Genomic DNA, 10,973 nt, shown 5'->3' on the forward strand with positions numbered 1-10,973 from the left:
GCTCGCCCGTCTGCCCGTTCGTCGGCGCGCCCGTCGGCGCGCCCTTCGGCCCGCCCTTCGGTCAGCCCCCGATGCCCGCGGCGATCAGCCGGCGCTCCACCTCCGGCCACCGCGGGTCCACGACCTCGGTGGCCCGCCGGCCGACGTACTTGTCCTTGAAGCCGCTGGACGTCGAGATGCACACCAGCGGTCCGTCGCCCGGGAGTTCCTCCGCCGCCAGGCTGCGCAGCCCGGCCAGCCCCGCCGCCGCCGACAGCTCCACCCACAGCCCGCTGCGCGCCAACTCCTGCCGCGCCGCGTCCAGTTGCGCGTCCTCCAGTACCAGCGGGCGCCCGCCGCTCTCGCGCAGCACCACCACGCCCCGGTAGCCGCTCACCGGCGAGGTGATGGAGTACGCGTCCGTGCGCCCCACCTCCACGCGCGCCGCCGGCAGCCCCCGGGCGACGGCCGAGGCCAGCGGCGCGCCCGCCGCCGACTCGCAGGAGTAGATCCGCGGCACCCGCGCCGCCAGGCCCAGGCGGTGCAGCTCCTCGAAGCCCTTCCACACGCCGTACAGAAGCTCGCCGTAGCCGACCGGCACGAACACCGCCGCCGGAGTGCCCACGTCCTGGAAGATCTCGTACGCGACGGTCTTGTACCCCTCGGGCCCGTACGGGTGCCCGGTGTGGGTGCCGGTCAGGTTGCTGACCGGGTGCAGCCCGAAGCGCTCCACCGCCTGCCGCATCAGCGGCCACCGGTCCTCCCACGGCACCGGGAGCACCACCGCGCCGTACGCGTTCAGGAAGTCGCCGACGGCGGGCGGCAGGTCCGGCCCGGCGAAGACCACGCAGCGCAGCCCGGCGCGGGCCGCATAGGCGGCGGCCGAGGCGCCGTGGTTGCCGGAGGAGGCGACGGCGATGCCGGTGGCCCCGGCCGCCACGGCGGCGCTGGTGGTGCAGCGGTTGAGCCGGTCCTTGTGGCTCCAGGTGGGGTTGCGCGACTCGTCCTTGACGTGGACGCCCGGCGCGATCTCGACCATCGGGGTGCCGCCCTCGCCGAGGCCCGGCGCGAGCAGCGGGGGCAGCAGCGGGGCCCACCGGTCCAGGCCCGTGCGGGGGCCGGCGGTGGGCCCGAAGAGGGCGGCGGCGTCGAGGCGGTCGTAGGCGTAGTCGAGGTCGAGGGGGTAGGAGACCTCCTCGGTGCCGGTGCCCGGGCAGCCGGAGGTCATCGGGGGGAGCAGCGGGTAGCCGAGGGCGGGATCGCCCAGGGAGCGCTGGCCGGTCGCGAGGGAGAGTGCGTGATCGGTCGCCATCCCGCGACCCTAGGGCGTGTCGTTCGGTTCACGCCAGGCCGTCGGAGGACGGTCCTCCGCCTGAGGCGATGTCAGTGCCGTCGGCTATGGTCGCTCGCGTCGACGGACGGCGAACGACCACGGGGGATGCGATGACGGAGGTTTCGAACGGCTCGGAGGGCTCGGGGGGCGTGGAGCGCTCGGCGGGTTCGGAGCGCTCGGCGGCCGGGGATGAGCGGCGGCTGCCTGCCGTGCTCACCCACGGGCCCAGCCGGGAGTGGCTGGCGGCGGGCGGGCTGCCGCGGGTGATCGGCCACCTGGACCTGACGGCCTCGGGCGCGGAGGAGCTGCTCACCGTCGACGCCTGGTTCGAGGCCGCCCCGGCGGGCGGCGCCGAGCGCCTCGTCGTCCTCGGCGAGACGTGCTACGACGCCGAGGACGCCTGGGCTCCGGCCGCCGTGGCCGTGGACGGCACCAGTGGCGAGGTGGTCCTGGTGATCGTGGACGACGACGGGGGCGTGCGCCGGGACCGGCTCGCCACGGACGTGTGGACGCTCACCTCCCTGCTCGGCCAGGTCGAGGCCGTCACCGACCAGGCCGGGCTCGTCCTCGACCCGCGGGCGGAGGGCTTCATCCCGCGCGGCCCGGCCGCCGTCGCGCGGATCGCGCGCGTCGCCGGCGGTTCGCTGCGCGAGACCGACCCGGAGCTCTTCCGGCACTGGGACGACCGGCCGCCGCACTGGGACACGGCCGTCGGGATACGGGCGCTCGGCTGGGCCGCGCTGCCCGGCGAGGGCCTCGCGTACGCCCTCGACGCGGCGCTGGTCGAGGAGCTGGCCGAGCTGACCGGCTGCGAGGTGCGCCGCTATGCGGAGGACGACCTGCCCGCGCAGCTCTCCCACGGGCCGAGCAGGCGCCTGCTCACCGAACTCGGCCTGCCCGTCGGAGGGTCGGCCATGTTCGTCGCCGACGCCGAGGGCCCGCTGCCCACCATGGCCGAGTGCTACCCCGACAGCACCGACGAGGAGGACGGCAGCGAACGCCCGTACCAGGCCGGGTTCCTGGTGCTGAGCGAATGGACGTACGACCTGACCGTCCTCCTCGACGGCGCCACCGGCCGGGTGGAGCTCTCCGACTGGGGAGCCGACGGCGAGCTCGCCGCCTACCTGCACGGGGACCTCTCCGCGCTGCTCCTCACGCTCTGGACGTACGAGCGGCTGCGGGCGGCACGCGACCGGGAGTCGGGTCCGTGGGCGGTCTTCTCGCCGGGCGAGATGTACTCCGGCGCGGCCGAGGACATGTTGCGGGCGCTCGACCCGAAGGCGTGGGCCACCGAGGACCACTTCTGGCCGCTGCTCGCGGACGACGGGCACATGGGCGAGCTGCTGGACTGACGGGCGGTGCGGCGGCGCGTCGGTGCGGTGACCCGGCCGGGGGTGTACATCCCGGGGACTACGGCGGCGGGCGAATACATCCGGGGGGCGGATGATCCGCGCCCGCGTGCGTGACAGCGTTCCGTCCTGTCCGGGACAGCCGTTCCGCACCGACCTGGGGGAGACGCCGTGACGACCGCACCCATCACCGAACCGTCCGCCGACAGCCGTTCGCTGACCCGCCGCCGGATGCTCGGCGCCGCACTCGCCGCCGGTGCGGTGGGGGCGGCGCTGCCGCTGGGCCTCGCCGCGCCCGCCCGGGCTTCGGCACCCACCCCGGCGCCCACCAAGGCGCCCGCCTCCGGGGCCGCCGCCGGGCCCGTGCGGCTCACCCTGCCCGCACCGACCGGCCACCACGAGGTGGGCACCGTCGTCCTGCGGCTGGTGGACACCACCCGGCCCGACCCCGCCTCGGGCCCGGACGGCCACCGCTCGCTGATGACCTCCATCTGGTACCCCGCCCACCGCACCGCGGGGTACCCCGCCGCGCCCTGGATGAGCGCCGGAGCCTTGTCCGCCCTGCTCGCCGGCGCCGACATCCCGGCCGGGGCCGTCCTCGTCCCGTTCACCGCGGGCCACGACGGCGCCCCCGCCCACCCCGGCCGCCGCCGGCCCGTCCTGCTGTACAGCCACGGCGCGCACGGCTACCGGGCCGACCACACCGTGATCGTGCAGCAGCTCGCCAGCCACGGCTTCGTCGTGGTGACCGTCGACCACACCAACGACGCCATCACCGAGTTCCCCGACGGCCGCGTCCTCACCCCACACCTGCCCATGAGCCCGGCCGACTGCGCCTACGACCTGGGCTTCGTCCTCGACCGGATCGAGGAGATCGCCGCCGGTCGCAATCCCGACGCGGACGGCAAGGCCCTGCCGCAGGGCCTCGGGGAGATCCTCGACCTGGACCGGGTCGGCGCGTTCGGCTGGTCCAAGGGCGGCTCGGCCACCGCCCTGATCACGGCCCAGGACCGGCGGATCCGCGCCGGGCTGAGCATCGACGCCCCGATGATCTTCAAGACCACTTTCGACATCGACCGCCCGTTCCTGATGCTGACCGCCGAGAACACCCCCGCCACCGCCCCCGAGGTCGCCGCCTTCTGGCCCCACCTGCACGGCTGGCGCCGCGACCTCCACACCACGGGCGCCATCCACAGCTCCTACAGCGACCTCCAGTCCCTGTACCCGCAGCTCGCCCCGATCCTCGGCTGGGACGAGACCAAGCTGCGCGGCCTCATCGGCACCCTCGACCCGGCCCGCGCCGTCCGCATCCAGCAGACCTACCCGCTCGCCTTCTTCGACCGCCACCTGCGCCACCGCGGCGGCCACCTGCTGGACGCGCCCTCGCGGGACTTCCCCGAGGTCACCTTCGAGGGCTGACGGCGCCCGCCGCCCCGACGGTGGAGGAGGGGTGAGGCCGGAGGTCGGTTGACGAGCGGTCCTCCGGCCGCCACGGTAGGGCCGTATGTTGATCAGCGAGTGGCTCACCGGCGAATCCTTCCGGCCCGGCGCGGAGCTTCTCCGCAGCGACCGGTCCTTCATGCTCATGGGGTACACCCCGAGCCACGGCCGGCTGCTGCTGCGCAGCGAGCGCTCCCCGGCGCGTCCGGTGGGCCCGGACAACACGGTCGTCGAGGTGCTGTTCACGTCCGCGCAGGCCCTGGACCTGCGGACCTCCTGCGCGGGCCTGGCCATCCGCTGCGCGACGGAGGAGGAGGCCGAGCAGGTGCGGGCGGCCCACCCCACCGCCACGTTCCACGAGGGCGTCCAGGTCTTCGTGCTGGAGAGCGACGAGGACCGGGGCTACGTCGTGGCCCAGGCGGTCGGCTGGCGCGAGGGCGTCCTGGCGTACACCGAGCCGAGCCTGTTCAACGGCCCGGACGAGGACCGGCCCCGCTGGCGCCACCAGCCACTGGGTGGCGCCCACGCGGGCTTCAACCTGGCCTCCGCCGAGGAGGTGGTCGCCCTGCTGGCCGGCACCGATCCGGACGCCGGGGAGCCGGCCCGCCGGGAGCGCTACCGCGGCGTCCACGTGGTGATGACGCGGGTCGACCACGGGGGCGGCCGGTCGAAGGAGTCGCCCGCCGGGGTCTTCCTCACCGAGGCGGACGCGCGGGACGCCCTCGAGGTGCTCGCGCGGGTGGCGGACGACTGCTGGATCGAGACCGTCCCGATCGCCGTGTGAGGATCCCGAGCTGACCGTTCGTCAAAATTGTTCATTCCACTCACAGGTCGTACGTGGTCGCTTTAAGCTGCCGTTAATCATCGGCGGCTTTCCGCCACTTGAGGAACTCCCTTGCGAGCTTCGGGCGGTAGGCCCAACTCGACCATGAGAGCAGGGATGACGACGACGAGAGAACAGACGGCCGCCGCCAAGCGCGGCCGCCGGGCGGTGGGGCGGATCACGGCCGTGGCGGTCGGGATCGGTGCCTGCTCGCTGGCCGCCGCCCCGGCGGCCCATCCGCAGACACAGGCGGACGGCACGGTCGCGATCCGGGTGGTCCGGGCCGTGGACACCAGCGGGAAGTGGACTCCCGTGCTGGAGCCGGGCATCGGCGGCGTGAAGGTCACGCTCACCGACGACTCCGGCAACGGGATCGACGGCACGACGGCGGCCGACGGCACGGTGACCCTTTCGCCCGCCGGAACCAAGGCCACCGGCGGCAAGTACCGGGTGCAGGTGGTGAATCCGAAGCCGGGCGTACTGTTCCCGGCCTTCGCCTCCCGCCAGGGGCTGGACGGCGCGCCCGACCAGCTGTCCAGCAACGAGGAGTTCGTCGACCTCTCCGGGGGCAAGACGATCTCCTACACCACGGGCCTGTGGAACCCCGGGGACTACTGCCAGAAGAACGCCACCCTGGTGACGACCTGTCAACCGGCGGGCCGGGAAGCCGGGTCGGCGCGCACACTGGTCTCCTTCCCGTACGACGCACGCGGCGTGGACGGCACCGACGTCCACGTCACCGACATCTCGACCAAGGCCGAGACCGGCAACATCTACGGCATCGCCTGGAACAAGACCGACAAGCGAGTCTTCTCCACCGCGCAGGCCAAACGCACCGCCGACTACGGCCCCGGCGGGCCCGGCGCAATCTACGTCACCGATCTGGCACAGAAGAAGACCTCACTCTGGGCCACCGTCCCCAACGCCGGGACGACGGCTCACGGCACCGGCACCGACGACGCCTTCACCGACGTCGCCGGCCGGGAGAGCCTCGGCGGGGTCAAGATCACGGAAGACGGCAAGGACCTCTTCGTCGTCAACCTCAACGACCGCAAGCTGTACCGCTACGACGCGAGCGCGGCGACCGCCGCCGCACCGAAGGCCGTCTACCCGATCCCCGACCCGGGCTGCCCGGCGGCCGGGGACTGGCGCCCCTTCGGGCTCGGGCTGCAGGACGGCCTCGGGTACCTGGGCGGGGTCTGCTCGGCGGAGCCCGAGATCGGCGAGATCGGCTTCGAGACGGACGGCTCGATGCTGGTCGCCTTCCGGGACCGCTTCGCCGACCGGGGCCCCGCCGGCCCGTCGCCCGGCACGGCCGGCCAGATCCTCTCCGGCGGTGACCTGAACAAGGCGTGCCTCGCCAACGGCACGTACGTCCTCGACACCAACCTCGGCTGCGGGATCACCACACCGGGCAAGCGGTTCTTCGACACCAGTCGGATGACCTTCCACCACAACGCCGCGTTCGCCGGGATGGCCCTCTCCAAGGTGGAGAGCACCATCGCGACCTCCGGCTTCGACCCGGACAACCTCTACGCCGTCGGGTACGGCACCGCCTGGGTCCAGCGCCTCGATGGCAAGCCCGACCCGAAGCACGGGCTGCGCCTCAACCCCGTGAAGGACGCCGCGCCGTTCGGCAAGGGCGCCTCCATGGGCGACCTCGAGGTGCTCTGCGACCAGGCACCGCTGCAGATCGGCAACCGGGTCTGGTACGACCCCGAGCGCAAGGGCGTCCAACTCCCGGGCCAGAAACCGGTGGAGGGCGCGACCGTCCACCTGTACGACGAGTCGGGGAAGCTCGTCGGCACGGCGAGGACGACCAAGCGCGGGGAGTACTACTTCGACGACTCGACGACCACACCTACGACTTCGGGTTCCGCCAACAGGAAGGCGCGCTGAAACTGGTCAAGCACGACCAGGACGGCAAACCGCTGGCGGGGGCGAAGTTCCAGCTGTGGAAGGAGAGCAACGGCACCGACGGGCTCCAGACGGGCGACAAGCCCGACACCAAGGTGGGCGAGCCCTGCACCACCGGCGCCGAGGGCCTCTGCGGCGGCAGCGGGACCGTGGGCACGTACTACTGGCAGGAGGTGAGCCCGCCGGACGGCTACACCGCACCGGACACCACGGTCTTCGGGCCGCTGGTGCTCACCGCGGACAACCTCGCCGACGGGGTCTCGGTGACGGCCGTCAACAAGCGCATCCCGACGCCGACGCCCACCCCGACGCCGACCCCGTCCGCGCCGGAGACCCCGCCCGCGCCCGCGCCGCCGGGCGGGCACCTGCCGAACACGGGTGCGGGGCAGCAGATCCCGATCGCCCTGGGCGGCGCGGTGCTGCTCCTCGGCCTCGGCACCGGGCTGGTCCTGCTGGTCCGCCGCCGTCGCGCCGGACAGCAGCACTGAACGATGCGAGGGCAGGTGTGATCGAAGCCGACCACACCTGACCACCTCGGGCGGGTTCGCGAGCCACCGGTTCGGGAACCCGCCCGAGCGCCGTTCCCCCTGACAGACTGTCCGGCACCCAGGACGGAGCCTCAGGAGCCTCACCGGACGGGCCTCGCCGGACCGACTCCGCCGGACGGGCCCTGCCGGACGGGCCTCGCCGGATGGCCCGTCCCTTCTCGGACCTTCCTGGACCGGACCGACGAAAGCGAAGCCGCACCCATGCCCACCAAGGCCCGGCCGACGAAGCCCGCCGCCCCCGCCAAGGCCCGGCGCACCGGGACCGGAACACCCCCGCGCCGACGCCGCCTGCTCGGCGCCCTGATCGCCGCCGCCGTCTGCGCCGCCACGGCCGGCGGCTACGCCGTCTACCGCACGGTCTCCGGGGACGACGCCGCCGCCGAACGCCCCGTCACCGTCGACGAAGCCTCCCGCCTCGCCCTCTCCCGCCTCACCCTCTACCAGGCCAGCCCCGCCACCGTCACCCTCACCGCCACCGAGGGCGGCGGCGTATCGATCGAGGTCACCGGCATCGTCGACTACCGCGCCCACCGAGGCGTCGGCAGCTACCGCACCCTCGGCGTCCCCGCCGCCGCCCCAGCCCCCACCCCAGCCCCCACCGCCGGACCCCGCACCGACCGGGGCCTCATCGTCTGGGACACCGGGGGCCTCGGCCTCGCCCCCGCCCCCGAAGGGGAGAGCGGCCCGCCCTGGCAGCAGGCCGAACACGTGCCCCGCACCGGCTGGTCCCCCCGCGCCTACACCACCGACCCCCTCGACGCGGGCCTCCAACTCCTCGTCCAGCTCGGCGCCGACCGCCCCGACAACCCCCTGCTGCTCGCCCAGTCCGGCGCCCGCTGGCTCGGCCACGAGCGCATCGACGGCCGCGACTACGACCGCTTCTCCGGCCCCCGCGCCCAGGGCTCCGCCCCCGACGGCGCCCGCTCGCCCCTCACCTACTGGCTCGACGGGGACGGGGGCCTGCGCCGCGTCACCATGCGGATGCCGGGCCTGGGCACCCCGACCACCATGGAGTTCACCGGCCGCGACGCCGCCGCGAAACTGCCCGACGCGCCCTGGGCCGCAGGCTGAGCCAGCTGACGAATCAGGATGATCAACGCCCCACCCGTCTGCCAGAATCGGCGCATGGCTGAGCACGACATGGCGTCCTTCCGGGAGGCCCTCGCCGCCTGGACCTTCGGCGGCGGCCCCGCCGAACCGGCCCGCCGGCTCGCCGAGGACCTGCGCGTGCACACCGCCGTCCTGCTGGAGGGCCTCAGCGACTCCGCCGCCCTCGACACCCTCGCCGCCGCCCACGGCCGGGACCTCGCCGCCGAGGGCGTCTGCGTCCTGCCGATGGGCGGCGCCATGAACGTCGGCCGCTACGCCGCCAACCTCGGCCGCGAGGGCCTGGGGCTGCGCCTGGTCGGGCTCTGCGACGAGGCCGAACGCGGCTACTACCTGCGCGGCTGGCAGCTCGCGGGCGCGGCGGCCCAGGACATCCACATCTGCGTCGCCGACCTGGAGGACGAGCTCATCCGCACCCTCGGCGTCGACGCCGTCCGCGACCTCGTCGAGGCCGAGGGCGACCTGCGCGCCCTGGACGTCTTCCTCCGCCAGCCCGCCCAGCGCGGGCGCGGCGCGTACCGGCAGCTCCAGCGGTTCCTGGGCACCAAGAAGGGCCGCAAGATCCGCTACGGCCACGTCCTCGCCGCCGCCCTCACCCCGGCCCACCCGGCGACACCGCTGACGGCGCTGCTCGCCGGGCTGTGAGCGCCGCCCGCTGACGGGGCGCCCGGACGTCCGCGCGGACGGCGGCCACCTCGGCGGCGAGGGCGTGCGTCCGAAAAATGTGTTGCGGGTGCGAACGGATGGCGTCATCCTCCGGGCATGGACTTCCCACCGAACGTGATCGAGGTGGACGGCGGTCCGACCCTGCGCCGCATCAGCGCGGAGACGGACGCCGCCGCGTACCACCGGCTGGTCGACGAGTCCCTGGAGCACCTGCGCCCCTGGATGTACTGGGTGCCCGACCATCCGGCCGTCACGGACGAGTTCCTCGCCACCCGGGACGACCGGTGGGAGAGCGGCCAGAACTTCACGTACGCGATCGAGGAGCACGGCGCGCCGGTCGGGGCCTGCAGCATCTTCCACGCCGAGGGCGCGGCGGCCGACGTGCGCGAGATCGGCTACTGGCTCCACCCCGCCGTCACCGGCCGGGGCCTGGCCACCCGGGCGGCCCGCGCGCTGGTGGAGGAGGCGTTCCGGCTCCCCGGCGTCGCCCATGTGGAGATCAGCCACGATCCGGCGAACCTGCCGAGCGGCGCGGTCCCGGCGCGGCTGGGCTTCAGCGAGTTCCTCCGCCGCCCGGCCGAGCGGGTGGCGCCCGGGGACACCGGTGAGGACGTGGTGTGGAGGATCAGCCGCGAGGGCGGGGAGCCGGCCGTCGGATGAGCACCGCGCAGCCTTCGAACGATCCCCGGCTCGCCACTCACCGGCGCGCCGTCCACCGGCTCGCCACTCACCGGCGCGTCGCCGCGCGGCTGGACCAGCTGAGCGACCGGCGGCTCGCGGAGCTCGTCGGGTCGGTGGCGGGGGTCTCGGGCGTGGGTGGCCGCACGGGTGAGGCCGAGGTGGACGGCACACCGGTCTTCGTCAAGCGCGTCCCGCTGACGGACCTCGAACTGCGGCCCGGGCACCTGCGCTCGACCGCGAACCACTTCGGCCTGCCGCTGTACTACCAGTACGGCTTCGGCTCCTCCGGCTTCGGCGCCTGGCGGGAACTGGCCGTGCACCTGATGACCACCCACTGGGTCCTCGGCGGCGAGCACGACGGCTTCCCGCTCACCCACCACTGGCGCGTCCTGCCCGACACCCCGCCCGAGGGCTTCGCGGACGAGTTCGGCGGCATCGAGGGCGCCGTCGCGCACTGGGACGGCTCATCGGCCGTCCGCACCCGGCTGGAGGCGATCGGGCGGGCCACCCACAGCGTGGTGCTGTTCCTCGAGTACGTGCCGAGGACCCTCGGCTCCTGGCTCCACGAACACGGCGCGGAGGCCCTGCCCTGGGTGGAGTCGGAACTGGCGCGCGGTACGGCCTTCCTGCGCTCACGCGGGCTCGTCCACTTCGACGCGCACTTCCGCAACCTGCTGACCGACGGCCAGCGCGTCCACTTCGCGGACTACGGGCTCGCGCTGAGCCCCTCCTTCGAACTCGACGCATCCGAACGGGAGTTCCTCACCCTTCACCGCGACTACGACCGCCACTACACGGTGAGCCACCTGCTGCGCGACAACCTCCTGGCCGGGACCGACGCCGACGCCTTCCTGCGCGACTGGACCGCCGGCCACCGCCCCGAGGGCCTCGCCCCCGAAACGGCGTCAGTGAACGACCGCCACGCCGAAACCGCCCTGCTGCTGGGCGGGTTCCACCGCCGCCTCCTGCGGGAGAGCAAGAGCACGCCGTACCCCGCGTCGGACCTCGAACTCATCCTGCGGTAGCGGGACGCAGTGCTCGAACACGTTCCTGCACCGCCGACCGTCCGAGCCCGGCCTCGTCGAGGAGGCGGTGCAGGCGTTCGGCGGGCAGGTGGGGGTGGGCGGCGG

The 10,973-nt window shown here is 74.1% G+C and carries 10 protein-coding genes; 9 read left to right on the forward strand and 1 reads right to left on the reverse strand.

Going from position 1 to position 10,973, the window contains the following annotated elements; all coding sequences use genetic code 11:
* Positions 1-61: 61 nt before the first annotated feature.
* Positions 62-1,291, reverse strand: coding sequence for a threonine synthase (locus tag IH61_RS0130505; protein ID WP_031075739.1), 1,230 nt, complete (start codon positions 1,289-1,291; stop codon positions 62-64).
* A gap of 131 nt (positions 1,292-1,422) precedes the next feature.
* Between IH61_RS0130505 and IH61_RS0130510 the strand changes: the two genes are divergently transcribed.
* The 9 genes from IH61_RS0130510 to IH61_RS0130545 all read left to right on the forward strand — a co-directional run bounded on the left by IH61_RS0130510 (position 1,423) and on the right by IH61_RS0130545 (position 10,868).
* Positions 1,423-2,664 (forward strand): SUKH-4 family immunity protein, encoded by a 1,242-nt coding sequence (locus IH61_RS0130510; protein WP_031075740.1) that lies wholly within the window; start codon positions 1,423-1,425, stop codon positions 2,662-2,664.
* A gap of 168 nt (positions 2,665-2,832) precedes the next feature.
* Positions 2,833-4,080 carry an alpha/beta hydrolase family protein gene (locus IH61_RS0130515; protein WP_234327402.1) on the forward strand — a complete coding sequence of 416 codons (1,248 nt, stop codon included), beginning with the start codon at positions 2,833-2,835 and terminating at the stop codon, positions 4,078-4,080.
* 85 nt (positions 4,081-4,165) lie between these two features.
* Positions 4,166-4,885, forward strand: a complete 720-nt coding sequence (locus IH61_RS43375; protein ID WP_051838375.1) for a hypothetical protein — start codon at positions 4,166-4,168, stop codon at positions 4,883-4,885.
* A 156-nt stretch (positions 4,886-5,041) separates the two neighbouring features.
* A complete protein-coding gene (locus IH61_RS41725; RefSeq protein WP_234327403.1) occupies positions 5,042-6,823 on the forward strand; it encodes an SdrD B-like domain-containing protein in 1,782 nt (593 codons plus the stop codon).
* Positions 6,824-6,876: 53 nt separating this feature from the next.
* On the forward strand, positions 6,877-7,329 hold the full coding sequence (locus IH61_RS49050) for an LPXTG cell wall anchor domain-containing protein (protein ID WP_234327405.1): 453 nt from the start codon (positions 6,877-6,879) through the stop codon (positions 7,327-7,329).
* 261 nt (positions 7,330-7,590) lie between these two features.
* A complete protein-coding gene (locus IH61_RS0130530; protein ID WP_234327404.1) occupies positions 7,591-8,460 on the forward strand; it encodes a hypothetical protein in 870 nt (289 codons plus the stop codon).
* Between the two features lie 54 nt (positions 8,461-8,514).
* Positions 8,515-9,141: a TOPRIM nucleotidyl transferase/hydrolase domain-containing protein gene (locus IH61_RS0130535; protein ID WP_031075746.1), complete on the forward strand. Its 627-nt coding sequence runs from the start codon at positions 8,515-8,517 to the stop codon at positions 9,139-9,141.
* Positions 9,142-9,258: 117 nt separating this feature from the next.
* Entirely contained in the window at positions 9,259-9,822 is a 564-nt protein-coding gene (locus IH61_RS0130540) for a GNAT family N-acetyltransferase (protein WP_031075748.1), read from the forward strand.
* Positions 9,819-10,868 carry a hypothetical protein gene (locus IH61_RS0130545; protein WP_031075750.1) on the forward strand — a complete coding sequence of 350 codons (1,050 nt, stop codon included), beginning with the start codon at positions 9,819-9,821 and terminating at the stop codon, positions 10,866-10,868. The genes IH61_RS0130540 and IH61_RS0130545 overlap by 4 nt, the downstream gene beginning before the upstream one ends.
* Positions 10,869-10,973 lie beyond the last annotated feature (105 nt).

Origin of the sequence: Streptomyces sp. NRRL WC-3742 (assembly GCF_000720635.1) — a bacterium.
Lineage (GTDB): Bacteria > Actinomycetota > Actinomycetes > Streptomycetales > Streptomycetaceae > Kitasatospora.